Consider the following 20,582-nt stretch of genomic DNA (forward strand, 5'->3'; position numbering starts at 1 on the left):
AGTAGGTATGCTTAAGGTGCCTATATGATTAATGAAAGGAGTTATATAGTTGAGGGTTTATGTAAAACTTAACAACGGCAGACGTTTTAATATACCAGCACCAATAGGACTTGTAAAAGCTGCTCTTAGTTTTGGTGGTTTAGGAGTATCAATTTCCAAAAGATATATTCCAGTGGAGCAAAGACAATATGTTGATTGTATTGATTTCAGGAAACTTAGAGAAAGTCTTGATGTATTAAGAGTCTATAGAGGGCTGAAAATAGTAGATATAAAAAATAGTGATGGAACAGAGATAACAATAGTTGTTTAAATCATGTATAAGATATATCAGGGAAGGTATGTTGAAATAGTCTAATTAACATACCTTTTTACGTTAATTTAAGTGTTATAACTACAGTATTTTTAATATGTTCATCAACAGTTAACAATAATTCTACTTATAATTTTAGATAAGATGCAATATAAATAACAGTAGCTTTTATGGGGGGAGAATATATATAACTTAAGATTAAAACCATAGTAGATACATATTATTTAAATGATATAAATTATGTTATAAAAAAAGTAGTATCCTCCAAAGAGAAGCTAGAGAAATTTCTTAATGAAAAATTATATGCCGATATAGGCTTTATAGAAGTACTAGAAAAGGTTGTTGCATATTATAATAAAAATTCTAGAATTCCAGTGTCTATTCACTCTTATTTAGATTCCAGAGTTATAAACTTGGGTTTTATTTGAATGGAAGGATATATTAAAATGGAGGAAGAGGAGTATAGTATTTTAACTAAGTTTATCACGTATTAGCCATTATGGAACTCTTCTGAATTAGTACTGGACTCTAATAGATTGCAAGAAAGAGCAGAAGATATAAAAAAACGCATCGTTGATGTTATTCATATTGAAGTTCCTCATAATCCTACAGTACGTTTTGATAATGGCACAGTAGTAAATTATAATAAAGAAGTTTAAATTATATTGACAGTTTTAGCAAAGAATAGTATGCTTTCATTGTAATTTGTAATAAAAAAGGAGATTTAGTCTAATGAGCATTATTATTCTTAAATAAGCTATTAAAAATTAATAGTAATTTGAAAGCATTAAGATATTTCTATAACATTTTGGTGTAGGTTTATTTGTGCTTTTTAAGAATAATCTCAGCAGATAAGTTTCTTTACAGTATAAAGGTATTGATAATTCGCATTTCATGAGATATATATGTTAGTATCATGTGTTTTGTGAATTTTGGTATTATAGATTTTGTAATGGAAGTTGTGCTTTAGGGTACAACTTTTTATATTTATATAGTTTTTGTTTAGGTAAATTTATATGACAAAATAATATATCGAATAGATAAATTTCTGGATATGATATTTTGGATAAATACCTAGGATAAATGCTAAAATAAAATTTTATTATTTATGCTTAAAGAAAAATTAAGTTTTGTAACTAACAATACTGTTTTGCTATCCCTGTAAGTGAGATTATTCATTTGCAGGGATTTTTTGTTCAATTAAAGCAATAACAGAATTCATATACTACAAGTGTTAGAATTACATATTAAAATGGTATTGTTATGCTATTTTATAAGCATTACTAAATATATAAGGGAGGATTGGCTCGAATGAGAACTAAAGTTATTGAATATTCACTTACGATTAATGATGCAGGTCCTTATGGAATTACTGTTGGACCAGATGGTGCGTTGTGGTTTACTGGAAATAAAAGTAATAAGATAGGAAGGATGACTCTATCAGGCGATATTACTGAGTATTCTGTTCCTACAGTAGATGCTGGACTTTCTATTATAGTACCCGGATTCGATGAAGACTTATGGTTTACAGAATACAAAGCTAATAAAATAGGCAGAATTACGGTAAGAGGAGAGGTTATTGAGTACTCTATACCTACTGCTGGTTCAGGTCCATTTGGAATAACTCCAGGTCCAGACGGAGCCTTTTGGTTTACTGAGATTACTGGAAACAAGATAGGGAGGATAACAACAAATGGTGAGATTACAGAATATAACCTATTAGCTCCAGGTTCTTTTCCATCTGGTATCGTAATGGGGCCAGATGATGCATTATGGTTTACAGAGAATCAAAGTAACAAAATAGGAAGAGTTAATACGTTTGGCAATATATCGGAGTACTCGATACCAACACCTAATTCAGCTCCTGTGGGAATTACAAAGGGAGTAGATAGTGCTCTTTGGTTTGTAGAAATAGGTGGAAATAAGATAGGAAGAATCACTACTTCAGGTGAGATTTGCGAGTATACAATTCCTACAATAAGTGCTCGTCCACATGCAATTGTGTCAGGGAATGATGGGGCCCTTTGGTTCACAGAGTGGGCAAGTAATAAGATTGGACGAATCACTACAGACGGAGATATTACAGAATATGGTATTCCGACAGAAAGTTCTGAGCCACATGGTATTGTATCAGGGCCAGATGGAGCAATATGGTTTGCTGAAGAAGTAGACAAAATAGGAAAATTAATATATTTATCGGAGTAAAAATAGGAGAAGGAATTAATTTGATATTCATTCTCTTTAAAATAGCAAATATGATAATAATTATAGAAATTATAAGTATCTTAAAGTGTTCAATATAACTAATAGAATATTAGAACTACAATAGCTTTTAATATACTAATGAAAAGCAGTCTTTAAAATAGGCTGCTTTTCTTATAAAAGAGTTAAATCACCACTGTCTCCCAGGATCATCTGCCATAAGGTTAGCAGTTCCTTGTGGGTAAAGAATAGAGTAATGATCTAATAAAGGGTCTGGATTTTTGCTTGTGGGCTCAGGAAACACAAGTAATATTTTAAACTCATTGCTCGCTACGTAACCAATTATTTCTTCACCATTTACTTTAACATCATAGGATGGTTTTCCAAACACTTCTTTTACTTTAGAAAGAGATACTTTCTTTATTTTGTTATCAAAGGATCTAACTTCAAATATTTGAGAGCCTTTGTTAAATCCAAAAGCTACACTGTGTTTTGGATATGTGGCATAAGTTCCTTTAGCGGTAGGAACCCAATCTGTTTTTTCAGGTTTTCCCCACTTTTTTTCTATATCGTCAATAACAGTAGTCTTAGCTGGGAATTCGCAGTTAATAACTTTTCCTTGCTTGGCTAATTGCATAATACTTGACAAGAGGTTTTTTGTATAGTCTTCTTGAGTAGAAGATTCTTTAGAAGTATTATTAGAATTAGAAGGCAAAGTATTAGTCTCCGATTTAGAAGGTTGAGTAGTGTCCGCAACTTTTTTATTTGAGCTATCTTCAGTAATTTTTTCCGTTTGCGTGATAAATTTAGAGCATCCTGTCATTAGGGTTATAAATACAATAGGTATAATTATTCGTTTTATAGAAAAGCTTTTTTTCCACAAGAACATAATATAGTCCTCCTTTTAATATCTAGTGTATATCTCTATGCACTAATTAATTTTGTTTGTTTTTTACATAGAATATATATTGTCTATACTTTACTAATAGAAATAATGATTAGTATAACAGTATTAATTAATTAGACGAAAGTTCCAGCACTTTTGTTTCACAGAAAATATTTTTTATTTTAAGTTATCGATGAAATAACTAATTGTTTTTTATAAGTGTGACAGAATATGAAGGGGGATTTTAAAAATTATAAGAGTTTTTCAATCCTAAATAGATAAATGATGCTTATCTAAAAGTTTAAGGTGTATAGTAAACTTGTGAATATAAACAACAAATATGCTTAATATATATAGATATGGCTTAGGATACCAAAGAATTCTTTAATATTTTAGCAAAATATTACGAGAAATGTTAAAAATTTAAGCTTCATTAGTTAGGGGTGATAGAATGACAAAAGCATGGGTTTTTGCAGTAATATTTATGATAATTGAGTACAGTTTATGCTTTCAATTAGCAAGAAGTATGGGAAATGCTGCATCTATTATTTTTTGTATAACATTATTGACTGGTGTGATATTAATATGCACAAGTATGATAATAAAAGCTATTAGAGAAAAAAATTAAAGATGCAATTTGCTATTAATTTTTAAGGGGGTATGATGAGTTGATTGCTAGAGAGTACAGGTTAGTATTAATACTAATAACTATTTTTTTACTTACTGGATGTAATAATATAAAGCAAACTAAAAACTCAGATCACAAAAATGGAACCTCAAATGAAATTACGTCTAGTGAAGATAAAATCAATGAAGTTAAGCAACAACAATCCGATAATATAAAGAAGCAGGTTAAAGAGATGACATTAGAGGAAAAAGTTGGTCAGCTGATTATGGTGGGGATTGATGGATATATAAATGATGATCATTCTAAAGAAATGATAGAAAAATATCATGTAGGAGGATTCATATTATTTCAACAAAACATTAAGGATGTCCCGCAAGTACTAGATTTAGTCAACTCTCTAAAGAATACAAATTTAAAAAATAAATCTCCACTTTTACTTAGCGTTGATGAGGAGGGAGGAAGGGTGAGCAGAGTTCCTCATGAATTTAAAAAAATTCCTTCAAGCAAAATTATAGGACAGAAAAATAGTGAAAGCATGTCTTTTAACATTGGCAGTATAATTGGAGAGGAATTAAAATCCTTAGGACTTAATATGGATTTTGCACCAGTGCTTGATATTAATAGTAATCCTAAGAATCAAGTAATAGGTGATAGATCTTTTGGGTCAACTACTAATATAGTAAGTAAATTAGGAATTGAGACTATGAAAGGAATACAATCACAAAATACAATTCCTGTTGTAAAACATTTTCCGGGCCATGGAGATACCTCGGTAGATTCACATATAGGTTTGCCTGTAGTCTATAACGATTTGAATAGACTTCAAAACTTTGAGTTTATACCTTTTTTGGACGCAATTAATAATGGTGCGGATGTAGTTATGGTTGCACATATCTTGCTACCAAAGATAGATGCCAAAAATCCAGCTTCTTTTTCTAAAACAATAATTACTGATATTCTAAGAAATTCCTTGAAGTTTAATGGAGTAGTAATTACAGATGATATGACAATGGGAGCTATAGTAAAAAATTATAATATAGGAGAAGCTGCTGTAAACTCTTTAAATGCAGGAAGTGATATTATTTTAGTTTGTCATGACTATGAAAAAGAAACAGCGGTAATAAGCGCTATAAAAGAAGCTGTGCAAAATCGTATTATTTCCGAAAGTAGTATTGATGAAAAGGTCTACAGAATACTGAAATTAAAACATAAATATAATATAACTGATGAAAAAGTTGATCCTATAAATATAGATAAATTAAATAATAAGATAAGTAACATTATGTTATAATATAGAAAAAGGTTTGATTTTTGGGGGAGGAATAAGAATGGATTATAAGATTGAAGATGAAAGAATAGAGCGGTTAATTAAAATAGGCACTATATTTGAAAGTATCGGTGTTGACTCAGTAGAGCTAGCAGAAAGTATTAAAGTGCATATTGAAAGTTGCCCAGGTGGCAAGGCATGTCTAGAAAAGCTGATTCTTAATGAGATATAAATGAAAGAATTCTATTATAGTAAATAAGCCTGTATTCCTTGAATAGGATGCAGGCTTTTTTTGTTCTGGTAGATTAAAAACTACGATAATATAGGTATCTCTAGGAATTCTTATGATGATGTATATATGAAGATGTAAAGAAAGTATTTAATAAGATGTTTAGGACTCGGAAAACGAATTAAAAAGTTTGCAAGCATTTCATAAATCAGTATTGACAAAATAGGACTACAATTGTAATCTAATTATATGGACTACAATTGTAAGAAGGAGTGTTAACATTGAAAGAATTACCTAAGATATCTGATGCAGAATGGCAGGTTATGAAAATTGTATGGAGAAAATCACCTATAACATCAAGTGAGATTATTGATGACTTAAAGCAAGATAGTACGTGGAGTTCAAAGACCATACATACGCTAATAAGTAGATTAGTCAAGAAAGAGGCACTTGGAATTGAAAAGGCTTCTCCACATTATTTATACTATCCACTTGTTTCTGAAGAGGAATGTAAAAGAGAAGAAACAAAATCCTTTTTACAGAAAGTTTATGATGGCTCTATTAATCGTTTAATTGCAAATTTTATAAAGGAAGACAAACTAACAGAAGATGAAATTAAAGAATTGCAACATATATTGAATGAAAAAAAGGAATAAGTAGGTGACATATGGATTTATCAATATTGTTTAGAACTGTAGTTTCTTTATCCTTTATGGGAAGTATAGTTGCAGGCTTGATTATTTTGATTAAACAACTATTCAAAAATAAGCTAAGTGCTAAATGGCATTATTACATTTGGATGCTACTTGTTATTAGGCTCACAATTCCTTATGCGCCACAAAGCAACCTTAGTATATTTAATTTATTTGTAAATGCTTCTAAAGATATTCAACTGCTACAAAATAAAATAATAAATGAATATAAAATTACTAATATACAAAACCGGAATAATAGTAATTCAGTAAATAAAACATCAAATAATAACGTTGACTCTATGAAAGAAGATATTAACAAAAATGAAGAACGAGACTTTACTGCGGGAAAAGAGCTAAATAAGGAAATTTACAAAAATAATACTACAGAAGTTAAACAAAGTAATAACAAAAGTTTTATTAGTAATTACTTAGTTATAATATGGCTTATAGGTATATTTAACATGCTTCTATATGTAATAATCGTAAATATGAAGCTTCACAGGGCAATTGGCAAGCAGGCTAGGTGTAAAGATGATAATATAAGTCAGCTTCTAGGACAATGTAAGATAGAGATGAAAATAAATACTAATATACCTATTATCCTTAACAACTATAAGAAAGCACCTTATCTTTTAGGTTTTTTAAGACCTAAAATTATAATATCTTCAGAAATAGTTAATGGATTTTCAACAGAGGAAATAAGATATATATTTTTACATGAATTGGCTCATTTAAAAAAGATGGACATACTGGTAAATTGGGTAACTATATTAGTGCAGATAATACATTGGTTTAACCCAATAGTATGGTATGCTTTTCATAAAATGAAACAAGACTGTGAACTTGCATGTGATGAAATGGTATTAAATTATATAAATCCAAAAGAACGTATAAGTTATGGCCAAACGATAATAAACTTAACAAAAGCGTTCTCTGGCAGCTATCTAACCCCAGGGGTGACAGGAATAGTGAATAAATCTGAAATAAAAAGGAGAATTGTCATGATTTCAAAGTTTAGTAAAAAGTCAATTAAATGGACTTTCGTTGCAATAGCAGTAACTTTAGTTGTAGGTGGTATAGGGTTAACAAATGCCAATGAATCGGTAAGAGGGTATCTAGGGTTGAATAGTCAAAAGGGAAGTAAAGAAAATGGAACATCAAAAAATGATACGACTAAAGGTGCTGAGGTTTTAGCTTTAGATAAGCAAAAAGCTATACTTGATGATTTTGATAGTTTAATAAATAAAAATGCAAAGGTAGCTGAAGTTAATCGATTTGTAAGAGACAATATTTCTAAAGTCTCAAAGGAAAATGCATCAATTATGATTTCTAAACTTGAAGATTTTCAGAAAAAGAATTTACCTAAATTTGAGGAAAGATTCTCTAATGGTGATGTTATACAAAATATGATGAACAAAGTGTATAAAGCTGATTTTGATATAGACAAAATAGACTATATTCAAGATAAGGAATTGAAAGATTTATTGGTAGAAGTAAGAAACAGTGGATATAAAATTGAAACTGCAGAGGGAATGTACTTTCCAGTTTTGGACTATGAGCTGTATAAACAATACAGTCCATATGTAACAGGAGATATAAAAGACTATATAGAAATAATGGCTGTTGAATCTAATAAAACTCCTGTAAAAGATGCAGGTCTTATGATTAGTTGGGAAGAACTATTGAAAAGAGCATTAAATCAAGAAGAATTCATTAATAAGCACGGAGATTCAATAAAGATAAATGATATAAAGCAGCTCTATAAACGTTACACAGTTTTTGCTTTATATGGTTCAAATAACACACCGCTTTTTAGTTATGATACAAAGATTTTAGTATCAGAAGCTAAAAATAGTTATATTAATGCAGTGAAAACAAATAATAATAGTAGATTATTAGCAAATATAAAAGGGTTACTTAATATATTAGAAAAAAATAATTATAAATTTATAGATGAAGTTGAGAGTTATAGAAAAAATATAATCGAACAGATGTAAGATTAAGTGTAGTTATATAAGAATCAATGAAATTTGCGATATGCAAAAAAATAGAAACCGCGAGTAAATGTAATATAATTAGATGGGAGGGAGACTTTTGGTAAAAAATAAAACAAGAAGAAAGGCTAGATCTAAGAAAGGCATACTAATTACCCTAATGCTATTTACGTTTATTGGATCTTGCTATTATAGTCTATATAAAATTACTCATCAGAAGTTAACTAGCGGGAAAATTTCAGACAACAAAAACACGGAACAGAGTAGTCACAGAGAGGAAGATAAACTTAATAACAAAAAAGAACAAGTCCAAACAGAGATACTCTTAAGCAGTGCAGGGGATGCTACCATAGGACATGATGATAAGTTTGGATATTCTAATAGTTTGCCTGCAGTTTTAAAGAAAAATGGTGATGAGTATTCATATTTCTTTAAAAATGTAGCAGATATTTTTAAAAATGATGACATAACTACTGTAAACTTAGAGACAACTTTTACAAATGCAACAGTGAAGGCAGAAAAACAATTTAACTTCAAAGCTCCACCAGAATATGCTAAAAGTCTACCACTTGGCTACATAGAAGGAGTAAATCTTTCTAATAATCATATATATGATTATCTTGATAAGGGATTTAAAGATACTATTACTGCAGTAAAATCACAGGGAATTAACTACTTTGGAGAAGGAAATAAGTGGTTAACTGAAGCTAATGGAAACAAAATAGGATTCTTAGGATACAGAGGATTTAGTGACGATGAAGCTTTTTTAAGGAAATTAAAAAAGGATATTGAAGATCTTAAAAGCAAAGGATACACAGTTGTAATAAATTTTCACTGGGGTGAAGAAAATTCATATTATCCAAACAACGGTCAAAAACATATCGCACATTACGCAATAGATCAGGGTGCAGACCTTATTGTAGGGCATCATCCTCATGTTATTCAAGGAATAGAAAAATATAAAAACAAGCTTATAGCATATAGTCTTGGAAACTTTGCTTTTGGTGGGAATATGAATCCAAGAGATAAAGATACCTTTATACTTCAAACGAAGTTTATATTTAAAGATAGCAAACTTACATCCTATGGAGTTAAAGTAATTCCTTGTAGTATTTCAAGCGTGAATTATATCAATGATTACTGCCCTACTCCTCTTACAGGAAGTAAAGAAGAGGCTATTCTTGCAAAACTAAATAAGTTATCTATGAATTTGGACTTTACTTTAAAAAATGATTTTACATTTGTAAATGTGAGTTCGGAAGAGGAGAAATAATTAAAAAAGCGTCAAATAGAGACGCTTTTTTATTATTTATCGCTACTAAGGTCTAATTTACTGACACCAAGAGCGTGATTGGACCACAATGCTTCTGTTACCGTATCTATCTGATTTTCGTTACATTCTATAATAAGAACCACTTCAGTAGATTTCTTGGAATTTTGATTTTTCGAACTATTCTTGAATGTAATAAATTTTATAATGAATCCTAATATAATTCCTATACTCATTCCAATTAACCCCCAAATAAGAGGCCCCCATTTAAAAATAAATCCATAAACGCTTCCAAAAATCATAAGAATAGTGCCTAAAATCATAGGAATATCTATTGAACTTACACCGTCAGATTGGTGTATAGAGTCTAAAACCATCCTATCTTCATTTCTTTTATCCATAGGAGCGGCTAGAATATTTTCCTTTTTTACTCCTTTCATCTGAATTTCAGTAACTGCTAATTCAAGATAGTTCGAATAATCAAAAGTAGAAATAACGTACATTCGCTGCCACCTCGATTCTTTAATCTGAAAATAGGGAACAATTATATCTATATTTGTAACTAATGGGATTTTAAAGTTTTTGTTCTGATATTGTCTTTTCAAAAATTTAGACTGTTCCCATTCAAACAAATTATTTAATTCAACGGTATTTATATATACATCGTATGCAGCAAACATATAGATAGAAGGAATATTTAAAAACCAATGAGGGTTTATGACTGCTTTAGCATGAACAAAATCTCCTAGCAAGGTATAGTGAATACACGGAAGCAGTTTAGAAAAATAGACAATGGCAATCCACCAAGTAAGAATAAAAAATGAAGCTACAATCCTGTGAACATATAACTGGCTTACTCCTGGCATTAACAAAGACCAAGCAAGTGCAATCCCTGGAGATCTTTTGTCTATATAATTATAACCCATAGCCCCCATCTTAAAAGGGTGTATTTCAGCATCTTCTCTGGATGCAAGTTTGAACTGGATATTGGTAGTTACAGTTGTTCTATAACTATCCCAAACAGCAAATATATAAGTTGGAAGATAAATAAGTATCCATTCTTTTCGTAAAGCTTGTTTAGACATTTCGAATCTTCCAGTGAAAGAGTATAAAATGGCAAGATTTATATTAGATTGTAAGTTAATAAAGACTTCCCAAGTGAATAGTATAAACCCTCTTATATATTTGTTTAATAACATATGCCCGAAACCTGGAAACATTAGTGACCAAAATGCAACTACTAATGGGTTCCTTAAATGCAGCTGAGTGACACCTATAGTGCTAACATAGGCTCTTGGGTGTCTAGGAGATGAATTTTGTGCGTTTTTTTCATTCATGACTAAACTCCTTAATAAAGCAATTGATCTATTATTGATTATAATTTGCTTTAAAGGTGGTTTTAATTCATGAACACAATACTTAATGTAAAAATGCAAATTTCTAAGTGAATCAAAGGTTTCTCTATTTTTAAAATACAAATTTTATTCTACTAATTAATAGTTTGCATTACTCAGCACATAATGTGTAGTGGGATAGTGAATTGTATTTGAAAAATATTTTTGATAGTAAATAGGAGACTTAGGATTCAAAAGCTCACTGCTTACTTTACTGAAAACACAAGCACTAAAAGAGAAAAATAATACTAAAACAATAAGAAAAAGACTTTTTGCATCAAAACTTATTTGACGGTTTTGTATTGATGCAGTGTGGCTATAGATTAGAACTTCTATACCAAGCATTATTAATGTTAATGGCCACCATTTAAGAATTTGTATGATAATTTCTAAACTATAAATATTACCTAAAAGATAGGTTACACCAGTTATTATTAATAGTAATCCTAAAGTTAAAGTTCCTACTCTTCTTCCTTGCATAAGTTTGCATCACCTTTCACAAGACTTGTCTTGTTTTTATTTGTTAAAAGAGTAAATCCTACAAATAGAAAAATTAGTGAAGTAAAACTTGATCTAGCAAATCTAATAACTCTGTAGTCTATATATTCACCAATTATAGGGAAAACTATATTATTAATCAGTGCAGCTATTCCAACAAAAATAAATCCATATCCGATGTATTTATATGCAGCAGTTTTTGGGATAAACTCATCCTTATTACCGATACTTGAAAAAATCTTCAAATCACAATCGGTTAGGGGTTCTTCACTTGAAGCCTTTGACCTTACATCAAAAACACTATAAAACCATATGATAGGTAGAAATATTGCAATAAATCCTAGGTTAATAGATACGCTTATACCAAAGGTTAAGAAAAATAACAGCATAAGCTGAATCCCCTGCCTTGTAAGTCCAAGGTACATATGACCAGCTCCAGGAATTAAAGAAAAGAATATTGCAATTTTTTTAGAATGTTTCAATTTACATTCCTCCTCGTTTCATTTTTAATCTATATGCTTATTTTAGATACAAAATCTTAAAATAAAGTTAGATGAATTCTTAAGAATTTCTTAAATATGATTCCTAGTAGATAAGTTTCAATAAACAGAATTCTTGGCTTAAGGTGGAGTTTTAACTCCATCTGAAGTTTAGAAGTCGTTATCCAGGGACGCAGCCGCTCTAATACTCCCCCTTGAAGAAGGGGGAGTATTAGAGCGGCTAGTCATCGGATAAATATGAATGATTTTACTGAATTAGACTAGGGTTTTAAATCAGGTAGAGTTGAATTGTAATAGCTAATTCACAACTCCTACTTATAATTTGTATTTTCTTGAACTTGGGGAAGAGATTAGTTAGTTCTATTTATAAATGACAGTTATTATTTCTTCGATATATTAAACGCATAGTGCTACTAGTACATAGCTATGGATAAATTTATTAGGTTATAATATTAGCTTTATGCCCACATTTCTGACAATTAGTATCCTCTATATGCAGTTTTATTGTGAAACTATTACGATCAACTAATAGTTCACCGCATTTAGGGCAGTAAGTATTGTTGTCTACCCCAGAAACATTGCCAATATATACATAGCTCAAATATTCTTTAGCTATATCACTGCAAATTTTAATTCTTTCTATAGAAGTTGCAGGAGCATTAAATTTATATGAAGGAAAATATCTTGATAGATGAAGAGGGATATTCGGGCTTAACTTCGAGAGCCATTTACATAAGTCTTTTATCTCCTCCTCAAAATCATTATAACCTTCTACTAAAAGAGTAGTGACCTCCAGATGGCACTTATCATGTATTTTTTCTATGTTATTTAAAACTGGTTTCATATCTCCTGCACAAATACTTTTGTAAAATTTGTTATTGAAAGCTTTAAGATCAATATTGGCTGCTTTAATATATGGTAGCAATGTCAGTAATGGTTCTTCGCTGATATAACCATTACTGACTAATATAAGGTCTAAGTTTTCAGATGGTGACTCTGTGCAAACATCGTAAATATATTCATACCAAATCGAAGGCTCATTATAAGTAAAAGCTATACCTATATTTTCCCTTTGTTTCAAGGCAAATTGTACGAGATCCTTAGGGTCAGTGTATTGGGTTTCTGGTTTAGTTTGAGATATTGAGTGATTCTGACAAAAACCACACCTAAAATTGCAACCGAAGCTGCCTACTGAAAGAATAAAACTACCAGGTCTATAGTGATAAAAAGGTTTCTTTTCTATAGGGTCCAGTGAAGCTGAACTTATATCGCCATAGTTTAAGGTGCATAGAACATCATCTTCAACCTTTCTAGCACCACAAAAGCCTATGCCACTTTCTTTAATATGACATCTTTGAGGGCAAAGTAAACACAAAATCTTTCCATTGTCATCCTTGGTATAAAAAAGAGCTTCTTTTTTCATAAATACTTTTATCTCCTTATTTATGTCTTATAACTTCGAATCTTTCAATGGTATAAGGTTCATACTTATCAATACCAGCTTTTCTTAGAGCAATCTCAAGCTGTTCTTCTACGGTATCGACTCCGCTTAAATCTGGAAGAAGTAAACCACTTCTATTACCACTGCGAACAATAACACCATAGTTTTTAGGATCTAAATCGTCTCTCGTAGCTTTTTCCGCAGGCATTAGAACATCTACAGAATAAACTATGTCATCTAATTCATCGTCGTCAACTGGGTTAAACCTAGGATCTCTTTCACCAGCTTCTATAGCATTATGAATTATTTCTTCAGCTACATTGTCATAGGCAGGAAAAATTGTACCAATACAACCCCTTAGTTCACCATCTTTTTTTAGTGATACGAAGACACCACGTCCTTCTTTTAACATTTCATCTGTAACGTAAGAAGGTGCTTTTATCAATTCACCAGTTTCTACATAATGTTCCAAGGTTTCACGAGCAAGTCTTACATAGGGGTCTTCATCATCTCTAATTTTTTTAATAGCTTCTTTTTTCTGTTCAGATATTTTATGTAACATATCTTCCTCAGTAGTTTCATTTACATCAAATCTCATGACACCATATCCAATGCCAAAAGGCGCTTCATAAGATAAAATATCACCTTTAAATTCATATCCATCCATAGTGCCAAGCATAATATAAAAAGATCTTAGTCCGCATTCACCAGCACATTCAATAACATTTTTGTCCATCTGAAATACATTTAATACATCGCCTTTTTTTAGAAGTTCTAGAATCTTACTATCAAACTCCTTACCGTGAGGACTATAGCCATAGGGTGCTGCTTCTGTAACCTTATGAGATAAATCACCAGAAGCTATAACTACAACATTATCACTTGAAAGCTCAACTGCTTGTTTTATGGCTATTCCAAATTTGTATAATTCTACTTCAGATAAAAATCCATAGGTGATATGAACTAATTTATAGTTAACATGTTTTTTATTTACGAAATAGAGTGGTACCATAGAACCATGGTCTAGTTCATAACCTATTTCAAATCTTCCAGCAGAATCTTCGTTGATAGAAACTGCAAAAACTCCCATTCCGTGAGCATAGCTCACTATAGCTTCTGTCAATGATTTATTTATCTTTAAGTTAAATTCAACCTCTTCAGCATTAAAATTTCCTAGATTGCCGCTTATATAATCACCATCAGAAACTGCAATTGCATCCCTAAAAACTGGGCCGTGGGGAGTAATAATCACTATTGTATCAGGCTTAAGCGAACTTATTTCATCAGCAACTTTATTACATGCTTCTACCGTCGATATAGCTTCCTTTTCCTCGCCTTTTCCAACCTCAGAAACTACAATAGGTGGATGAGGCATTACAAAATGTCCAACTATTTTTCCCATATTAAATCCTCCTGTAAGATAAAAAATTACCTAACTGAAGTTTTCCACTATATTAATATTTAATACAAGGTGTGCTAAAAATAAGATAGGAGTGTATAAAAATAGTGCTTTAATCTAAATAATTACGTTATTGGTATTTATTTAATAAGTTATTAAAATAAAAAATTTAAAATAAAAGATTTGTTAAAAGTTAGTATGATATATTATAATAATGTAAAGGTAAAGTTTTAAATCATTAGTAAAAACTGTTAGGTTATGAGTGTAAAGGGGGAAAAGTATGGGGAAAAAGAGCTTAAGGAAAGTTATTGTAACACTATTATGTGTATCTGCAGTAATACCACTTCTAACAACAGCCATGTTTACTTACATATCTCAAAACAAAGTATTTAGGGATGACTTTAGTATTCTGATCAGAGATAACTTAGGAGAAATAACATCAGTAGTAAAAAATACATACAGGAATAACGTAGAGTCCGTGGAAATGATTTCCAGCAGCGCAAATGCTCAGTCAGTATTAAAAAATCAAGACTCTGCTAAATTTCTCATGGAATCAATGGATGTTTTTGTTAAGTCCCATAAAGAAATAACGAATGCTTATATGGGTTCTGTGAAAGGAGAAATGATATTAGCTCCTAAACAAGCACTACCAGAAGGGTATGACCCAAGACAAAGATCGTGGTATAAGGAGGCTGTAAATAAAGTTGGAGAGGTTATAATTACTGAACCATATGAAGATGCATTGGAAAAAGGAAGATACATGGTAACCTTTGCTAAGAGTGTCAAGGATCCGGAAAGTGGACAAGTCATTGGGGCAATCGGTTTGGACGTTAAATTAGATGAACTATCTAGTATTGTAGCAGAAAAGAAAATCGGTGAAAAAGGATATGTAATTCTTATAGATAATGCTGGTACTATTATTGGCAGTAAGGATAAGAGTATATTATATAAAAACTCAAAAGATTTAAAGTGGTTAGAAAAGTCAATTTCCAAGGAAAATAATATATATGAAGATAAAATAAACGGTATAGATTACCTAATTTATACAGTAAAGGATAGCTCAACTGGATGGATAGCAGCTGGACTTATACCGAAAGATGAGTTAACAAGTAAAGTGAACAGAGGAAGAAATTCAATTTTATTAATTTCTATTATTGCTCTTATCATTTGTTTAATATCGGGAAATATATTCTACAGATTAATAGATAAATCTGTAAGAAAAATAGAGCAAGTATTGTATAAGATGAAAAGTGGAGATTTTACTGAAAAAATAGAGAAAGAGAAAGAAACTGTTAGCGAGTTAGAAAGAATTATTGACAGTGTAAATGCACTTCAAGGTCAGATGATTATCATTTTAGGAAAAGTAAATGAAGCATCAGATAATATAAAGAATTCTTCAAAATTATTAAAGGATGTGTCACAGCAGTCAAGTAGAGCAGGGGATGAGATAACAAATGCTGTACAAGAGATTGCATCAGGAGCATCAAAACAAGCAGAGTCTACAGAAGAAGGGCAGGAGTTGATTGTTGGGCTTGGAATTGAAGTTAAAGATTCTTTAATTGGTGCAGATACTATGGTTGAACTTTCTAAGCAGGTTAAAAAGTCAACAGACAATGGCATAAATGTAGTTAAGAATTTAAGTGAACAGTTTATACTAGTGTCAAAATCAAGTAAGGAAGTTTCAGATAAAGTTAAAGAACTTGCCGATAAATCAAATGAGATAGGTAAGATAACAGAAACAATAGGTGAAATAACGGAGCAAACTAATCTTTTAGCCTTAAATGCTAGCATTGAAGCTGCAAGAGCAGGGGAATCTGGAAAGGGATTTGTAGTAGTAGCTAATGAAGTTAAAAAGCTTGCAGAGCAATCTGCGATATCGGCTCTTCAAATTAACGGAGTGGTCAACGAAATAAAAGAAAATATTGTTCAACTATTTTCTAAGATTGAATCAACAATGGTATTAAATAAAACCACGGGAAGAAGTGTAGATACTACAGAGAAAGCATTCCTTTCCATAGCCGAAGCTATTGTAAAGTTAAAGGAAAGTATTGAAGATACTAGTACATCTTTAACTAGAATAAATAATAATAAGGAAATTGTTATATCAAAAATTGAAGAAGTATCATTATTATCTGAAGAAATTGCATCTAGCACAGAGGAGGTTAGTGCATCAACAGAGGAGCAATCAGCAGGTCTTCAAGAAGTTGTGATGGCCGCAGAAAAGCTTGAAGAATTCTCTAATGAATTACACAGCCTTGTTGAAAGATTTAAAATTTAGTTAAGAAATTTTTGAATATGGTCAATAATAAAGACATCTATTTAGACTTTAAATAGGTGTCTTTAAACTTTTGCTGAAATAATATTGACATAACATATTGTAATGGTGTACTATTAGTACAGAACACTAAAACAATATTGAAGTTATAATAGTACTGAGGGGGTGTGGTGATGAGTGTGAACTTTGATGCAAAAATACCAATATATATTCAGATAATGAATTTGATAAAAAGAGATATTGTTACAAATAAATTGGAACCAGGCGATAAAATTCCTTCTGTCAGAGAAATGGCTGCGGAGTTAAAGGTAAATCCAAATACTTTGCAGAGAGCATATCAAGAACTAGAGAGAGAAGGAATAACTTACACACAACGTGGGATGGGAACTTTTGTAAAGGAGGATAAAAGTATGATTGATTTGTTAAAAAGAGAAATGGCAAAAGAAATCATAGATAACTTTATAGATGGTATGAAAAATCTTGGATTCAATGGTGAGGAGATTTTAAAAGTAATTAAAGATAAGATTAAGGAGGAAATATAGATGGACGAAATATTAAAGACTTCAAGCTTAGAAAAAAGTTATTTTAATAAAAAGGCTTTAAATGGATTGGATTTAGAGGTTAAAAAGGGAAGAATTGTAGGTCTATTAGGACCTAATGGAAGTGGAAAGACAACTTTTTTAAAAATTGCTGCTGGACTTTTATCGCAAAGTAGCGGTGAGATATTAATAGATGGTCATAAGCCAGGGGCGTATACAAAATCTGTAGTCTCTTATTTGCCGGACAAAGACTATTTATATAAGTGGATGAAAATAAAGGATGCTATACAGTTTTTTAAGGATTTCTATAAAGATTTTGATGAAAATAAAGCAAAAGAGCTTCTACAATTTATGAATTTAGATATAAACAGTAAGGTTACTACGCTTTCAAAGGGAATGGCAGAGAAATTATATCTAACTCTAGTGCTCTCAAGAAATGCAAAGCTTTATATATTAGATGAGCCTTTAGGAGGAGTAGACCCAACTACTCGAGAGAAAATATTAGATGCCATATTAAACAATTATAGTGAAGATAGTTCGATGATTATTACAACCCACTTAGTTACTGATATTGAAAGGTTATTTGATGACGTAGCATTCATTTCAGAAGGAAAAATAGTTCTAAATGGTAATGCTGAAGAGTTAAGAAATGAAAGAGGAATGTCTATTGATGAGATATATAGGGAGGTATTTAAATAATGTTTGATTTAGTTAAATATGAATTAAAGGGATACTATAGGGATTTTATCATTATACTTGGTATAATAATTTTTGCTAATTTATTTCTGTTAACTAGAGTTGATTGGCCACCACAGGGAACCTTATTTTTCTCAGGAATGATGACTTTTGCTGCAATGGTAGTAGTTTTTATATGGAATATAAGAATATTTAGTAGAGACATGTATGAAGATACTGGTTATTTATTATTTACGTTACCTCAAAGTGGTTACTCTATTTTAGGTGCAAAGTTACTAGCTGCATTAGTTCAAGTTGGAATAGTAGGATTAGTAGCTATGATTTTTAACTTTATGCACTCTAGAAATATAATCAATTTTACTGAGGCATTTAAACATCTATCAGATACTATAAATATAGGATTTATCATATTTATGATATTTTGTGGTTTATTAGAGTATGTTTACTTCTTGTTATCTATTTACTTTTCTATATCTTTAAGTAAAGTAGCAATTAAGAAGAAAAAGATGGGCAAAATGGGTAGTTTCATAATCTTTATAGTAATGTCTATAATAGTAGGAAAGGTTACACAATTGTTAACTGTTACTTTTCCACAGGTGTTCAAAATAAATGCATTTACAGCACAAGGGCAACTTAATATATACGGAGCTATGGGAGTTTCGGGATCGTCAATACCAGTAAATATAGCTGCAGCAATTTTTAATGTTGTATTCTTCGTAGTTATGTATTGGGCAACTTCTTATATTTTAGAAAATAAGCTAGATTTTTAGTGTAACTTGATCTAAGTTTTAGCAACTGTTTGAAGAGTAGGCTTATAGTGTTACGTCAGCCCTCACTTCAGGAACGAAATCTAATACAAATAAACCTTTAAAAGCTCCAATAATTTTTAATGTTTTCTTACAGAAAACTGTGAAAAATATTGTGAGCTTTTAAGTTTCCAGTCCCTAATCTATTATGCGGCAGCATAATATGATAATAGCCTTATAACTAATATGATGATAAGATGTCTAATTTAAAACAATTACACAGTGCGTTAGCGCTGTAATATTTGAAAATCTAGATAATTAGATAGATTCGCACAATATGAAAGTTGCGTCTTAATCAAGTTTAATATTAGATTTTATTAAATAAATTTACTCATTATTTACTTTCATTTTATATTCCGTTCCCCAATCCCACATTGAATCAAGAATGTGTTTAAGACTTAAACCCGTTTCAGTAAGGGAATATTCAACCCTTGGTGGAATTTCAGCATAAGCCTTACGAACCACAAGTCCATCTTCCTCCATAGACCGTAGTTGCTGAGTAAGAACTTTTTGACTTATAGAACCTAATGACTTTTTTAATTCACCAAACCGTTTGGTACCTTCAATAAGGTCTCTCAATATTAAAATTTTCCACTTTTCCCCTATAAGCTGGAGAGTTGTTTCAACAGGACATAACGGCAACTCTTTTCTCATAAAGTACGCTCCTCTCTCACTAGTTATAATTTGTAATCTAATTCCTTAGATTAATATAATTAGATTATTTATTAAAGAGCACTTAGGCCCTTCATTTTTTAATTAGTTACCCAAAGGTACTTATAGTACTTTGAGGTGCTTACTTGATGAAATATACTAATACACTTATTATATATTTGTGGCCACTAAAAATCAATTTAAATTAGGAGATGTTAAGTATGAATGAAGTAGTAAAATTTTTAACCGAAAACCCAGTGCAGTATTTGGCAACAGTTGGTCGCGACAGAAAGGCAAAGTGCCGTCCTTTCATGTTCTGCTTTGAGAAAAATGGTAAGCTGTGGTTCTGCACTAATAACACTAAAGATGTTTATGAAGATATGAAAGAAAATCCTTATGTTGAAGTTTCTGTTTCCAGCCCTGCATACGCATGGATTCGTCTAAGCGGTAAGGCTGTATTCGAAAATAACATGGCTGTAAAAGAGGACTGCATGAGCAATCCTATTGTAAAAGGTCAGTATAACGCTGCCGATAACCCAATATTTGAGGTATTCTATCTTGCAGATGCGAAAGCTGTTATAGCTGATTTCTCAGGCAATCCACCTGCAGAATATTCCCTTTAATTTAATTATATATGCCCTGTTTTTATGCAAATAGGGCATATTAATCTTAGAAAATATACATGAAGGAGGAAGAGTGTAATGATAACAGTTTTTACTTTTTAACTGCAAGGGGCAAGGAGTTTTCTAAACAACTTGAAGCTCAAAAGTTCGTTGCAATTACAGGTATTACTGGTGGTAACGGTGATATTAAAGAAGAGATTGCAGATATAAACTCTATCCAATTCGAAATATAGGTAGCAGATTAAGGTGATTTCATAACACCATAGCCTGCTTTTGTCT

General features: G+C 31.0%; 22 protein-coding genes. 15 read left to right on the forward strand and 7 right to left on the reverse strand.

Going from position 1 to position 20,582, the window contains the following annotated elements; genetic code table 11:
- The first annotated feature begins 49 nt into the window (after positions 1 to 49).
- The 3 genes from AC0N0V_RS07715 (at position 50) to AC0N0V_RS07725 (ending at position 2,515) form a co-directional block, all read left to right on the forward strand.
- Positions 50 to 310: a hypothetical protein gene (locus AC0N0V_RS07715; protein ID WP_474463273.1), complete on the forward strand. Its 261-nt coding sequence runs from the start codon at positions 50 to 52 to the stop codon at positions 308 to 310.
- Between the two features lie 536 nt (positions 311 to 846).
- The gene (locus tag AC0N0V_RS07720) at positions 847 to 969 is read left to right on the forward strand and encodes a hypothetical protein (RefSeq protein ID WP_474463275.1); all 123 of its coding nucleotides are present in this window, start codon (positions 847 to 849) and stop codon (positions 967 to 969) included.
- Positions 970 to 1,621: 652 nt separating this feature from the next.
- Positions 1,622 to 2,515: a Vgb family protein gene (locus AC0N0V_RS07725; RefSeq protein ID WP_474463277.1), complete on the forward strand. Its 894-nt coding sequence runs from the start codon at positions 1,622 to 1,624 to the stop codon at positions 2,513 to 2,515.
- A 187-nt stretch (positions 2,516 to 2,702) separates the two neighbouring features.
- On the opposite strand, the gene AC0N0V_RS07730 is transcribed toward AC0N0V_RS07725, so the two are convergent.
- A complete protein-coding gene (locus AC0N0V_RS07730) occupies positions 2,703 to 3,401 on the reverse strand; it encodes a YjgB family protein (RefSeq protein WP_474463280.1) in 699 nt (232 codons plus the stop codon).
- 448 nt (positions 3,402 to 3,849) lie between these two features.
- On the opposite strand from AC0N0V_RS07730, the gene AC0N0V_RS07735 reads away from it, so the two are divergent.
- The 6 genes from AC0N0V_RS07735 to AC0N0V_RS07760 all read left to right on the forward strand — a co-directional run bounded on the left by AC0N0V_RS07735 (position 3,850) and on the right by AC0N0V_RS07760 (position 9,484).
- Positions 3,850 to 4,026: a hypothetical protein gene (locus AC0N0V_RS07735; RefSeq protein WP_474463282.1), complete on the forward strand. Its 177-nt coding sequence runs from the start codon at positions 3,850 to 3,852 to the stop codon at positions 4,024 to 4,026.
- A 43-nt stretch (positions 4,027 to 4,069) separates the two neighbouring features.
- A complete protein-coding gene (gene nagZ / locus AC0N0V_RS07740) occupies positions 4,070 to 5,317 on the forward strand; it encodes a beta-N-acetylhexosaminidase (RefSeq protein WP_474464479.1) in 1,248 nt (415 codons plus the stop codon).
- 37 nt (positions 5,318 to 5,354) lie between these two features.
- Positions 5,355 to 5,525, forward strand: a complete 171-nt coding sequence (locus AC0N0V_RS07745; RefSeq protein ID WP_474463285.1) for a hypothetical protein — start codon at positions 5,355 to 5,357, stop codon at positions 5,523 to 5,525.
- 278 nt (positions 5,526 to 5,803) lie between these two features.
- Positions 5,804 to 6,178: a BlaI/MecI/CopY family transcriptional regulator gene (locus AC0N0V_RS07750; RefSeq protein WP_474463287.1), complete on the forward strand. Its 375-nt coding sequence runs from the start codon at positions 5,804 to 5,806 to the stop codon at positions 6,176 to 6,178.
- Between the two features lie 11 nt (positions 6,179 to 6,189).
- On the forward strand, positions 6,190 to 8,214 hold the full coding sequence (locus AC0N0V_RS07755; RefSeq protein ID WP_474463289.1) for a M56 family metallopeptidase: 2,025 nt from the start codon (positions 6,190 to 6,192) through the stop codon (positions 8,212 to 8,214).
- 97 nt (positions 8,215 to 8,311) lie between these two features.
- On the forward strand, positions 8,312 to 9,484 hold the full coding sequence (locus tag AC0N0V_RS07760) for a CapA family protein (RefSeq protein ID WP_474463291.1): 1,173 nt from the start codon (positions 8,312 to 8,314) through the stop codon (positions 9,482 to 9,484).
- A gap of 32 nt (positions 9,485 to 9,516) precedes the next feature.
- Here the strand turns inward: AC0N0V_RS07760 and AC0N0V_RS07765 are convergent, their stop codons facing one another.
- The 5 genes from AC0N0V_RS07765 to amrA form a co-directional block, all read right to left on the reverse strand.
- Entirely contained in the window at positions 9,517 to 10,818 is a 1,302-nt protein-coding gene (locus tag AC0N0V_RS07765; protein WP_474463293.1) for a hypothetical protein, read from the reverse strand.
- A gap of 156 nt (positions 10,819 to 10,974) precedes the next feature.
- A complete protein-coding gene (locus AC0N0V_RS07770) occupies positions 10,975 to 11,355 on the reverse strand; it encodes a LiaF transmembrane domain-containing protein (protein WP_474463295.1) in 381 nt (126 codons plus the stop codon).
- Positions 11,337 to 11,855, reverse strand: coding sequence for a hypothetical protein (locus tag AC0N0V_RS07775; RefSeq protein ID WP_474463297.1), 519 nt, complete (start codon positions 11,853 to 11,855; stop codon positions 11,337 to 11,339). The genes AC0N0V_RS07770 and AC0N0V_RS07775 overlap by 19 nt, the downstream gene beginning before the upstream one ends.
- 457 nt (positions 11,856 to 12,312) lie before the next feature.
- Positions 12,313 to 13,296: an AmmeMemoRadiSam system radical SAM enzyme gene (gene amrS, locus AC0N0V_RS07780; RefSeq protein ID WP_474463299.1), complete on the reverse strand. Its 984-nt coding sequence runs from the start codon at positions 13,294 to 13,296 to the stop codon at positions 12,313 to 12,315.
- Between the two features lie 16 nt (positions 13,297 to 13,312).
- Positions 13,313 to 14,716 (reverse strand): AmmeMemoRadiSam system protein A, encoded by a 1,404-nt coding sequence (gene amrA, locus AC0N0V_RS07785; RefSeq protein WP_474463301.1) that lies wholly within the window; start codon positions 14,714 to 14,716, stop codon positions 13,313 to 13,315.
- Positions 14,717 to 14,993: 277 nt separating this feature from the next.
- On the opposite strand from amrA, the gene AC0N0V_RS07790 reads away from it, so the two are divergent.
- The 4 genes from AC0N0V_RS07790 (at position 14,994) to AC0N0V_RS07805 (ending at position 18,993) form a co-directional block, all read left to right on the forward strand.
- The gene (locus tag AC0N0V_RS07790; RefSeq protein ID WP_474463303.1) at positions 14,994 to 16,991 is read left to right on the forward strand and encodes a methyl-accepting chemotaxis protein; all 1,998 of its coding nucleotides are present in this window, start codon (positions 14,994 to 14,996) and stop codon (positions 16,989 to 16,991) included.
- Between the two features lie 170 nt (positions 16,992 to 17,161).
- The gene (locus AC0N0V_RS07795; RefSeq protein ID WP_474463305.1) at positions 17,162 to 17,530 is read left to right on the forward strand and encodes a GntR family transcriptional regulator; all 369 of its coding nucleotides are present in this window, start codon (positions 17,162 to 17,164) and stop codon (positions 17,528 to 17,530) included.
- Positions 17,531 to 18,226: an ABC transporter ATP-binding protein gene (locus AC0N0V_RS07800; RefSeq protein WP_474463307.1), complete on the forward strand. Its 696-nt coding sequence runs from the start codon at positions 17,531 to 17,533 to the stop codon at positions 18,224 to 18,226.
- Positions 18,226 to 18,993, forward strand: a complete 768-nt coding sequence (locus AC0N0V_RS07805) for a hypothetical protein (protein ID WP_474463309.1) — start codon at positions 18,226 to 18,228, stop codon at positions 18,991 to 18,993. Before AC0N0V_RS07800 ends, AC0N0V_RS07805 begins: the two co-directional genes overlap by 1 nt.
- 363 nt (positions 18,994 to 19,356) lie before the next feature.
- Here the strand turns inward: AC0N0V_RS07805 and AC0N0V_RS07810 are convergent, their stop codons facing one another.
- The gene (locus tag AC0N0V_RS07810) at positions 19,357 to 19,683 is read right to left on the reverse strand and encodes a winged helix-turn-helix transcriptional regulator (RefSeq protein ID WP_474463310.1); all 327 of its coding nucleotides are present in this window, start codon (positions 19,681 to 19,683) and stop codon (positions 19,357 to 19,359) included.
- Between the two features lie 218 nt (positions 19,684 to 19,901).
- Between AC0N0V_RS07810 and AC0N0V_RS07815 the strand changes: the two genes are divergently transcribed.
- Both AC0N0V_RS07815 and AC0N0V_RS07820 read left to right on the forward strand, forming a co-directional pair.
- Complete coding sequence (locus tag AC0N0V_RS07815) at positions 19,902 to 20,303, forward strand: pyridoxamine 5'-phosphate oxidase family protein (protein ID WP_474463313.1); 402 nt, start codon at positions 19,902 to 19,904, stop codon at positions 20,301 to 20,303.
- Positions 20,304 to 20,362: 59 nt separating this feature from the next.
- A complete protein-coding gene (locus AC0N0V_RS07820; protein ID WP_474463315.1) occupies positions 20,363 to 20,536 on the forward strand; it encodes a hypothetical protein in 174 nt (57 codons plus the stop codon).
- Positions 20,537 to 20,582 lie beyond the last annotated feature (46 nt).

This window comes from Clostridium sp. CS1-1 (genome assembly GCF_056135525.1).